General features: G+C 58.1%; 1 pseudogene. It reads left to right on the top strand.

What is annotated here, in order from left to right:
* Positions 1–646: pseudogene (locus IE273_RS45585) on the top strand (hypothetical protein); the annotation flags it as partial.
* Between the last annotated feature and the right edge of the window lie 128 nt (positions 647–774).

Genomic DNA, 774 nt, shown 5'->3' with positions numbered 1-774 from the left:
CTTCGATCCTTTCAAACTTACACCAACCAACATGCAGTCCAGCTTACTCATCACCCTTCTCGTTGCTACTAGCGCGGTCTTCGCCTTGCCAGCCGGACAACACCAACCCAGCGATTACGCTGCCTCAGACTACGACTCTGACTCCTATGCCCCACCAGAATCTTACTCTCCCCCAGCCCAACACCCTTCCTACGGTGGCAAGCCATCTCAACCTTTCCACTCAGCTCCTTATCACCCATCTCCCAGCATCCCGTCCCGTGGTCGTCCCGGCGAAGGATCCGGCATCGGTGGCATGTTCCCCGGCTTTGGCGGCATGGGTAACGGCTTCGGCATGATGCCCGGCTTTGGCGGTTTCGGCGGCTTTGGCGGTCTCTTCGGCATGATCCCCGGCTTTGGGGTTAACGCCGGTTTTGGTGCCAACCTAGGAACTGGTTTCGGAGCCAACGTAGGGGTCAACGCCGGACTTGGTGGCGGACTCGGTGGATTTGGTGGACTCGGCGCCAACGTAGGTGCCGACGTAGGCGTAGGAGCCGGTCTGGGAGGTGTCGGTGTGGGAGCTGGCGCGAATGTGGGCATCGGAGTGGGTGTTGGCGGTCCCCTTGGTGTTGGTGCTGGTGTTGACGCCTCAGCTGGTGTCGGCATTTAATACAGACATGCCCCCATCTCCCACAACCAACCTCATACGTGTATTCTACTAGCCTCTTACATGACACACACCATTCGTTACCCTCTTCACTTGCAATCCAAATCACTGAATCGCCGCGCGCAATCATC

Source organism: Streptomyces olivaceoviridis, from assembly GCF_014650115.1.
In the GTDB taxonomy this organism is placed as follows: Bacteria; Actinomycetota; Actinomycetes; order Streptomycetales; family Streptomycetaceae; genus Streptomyces; species Streptomyces olivaceoviridis.
The sequence above is the reverse complement of the archived record's forward strand: the minus strand, read 5'-3'. Positions and strand labels throughout refer to the sequence as shown.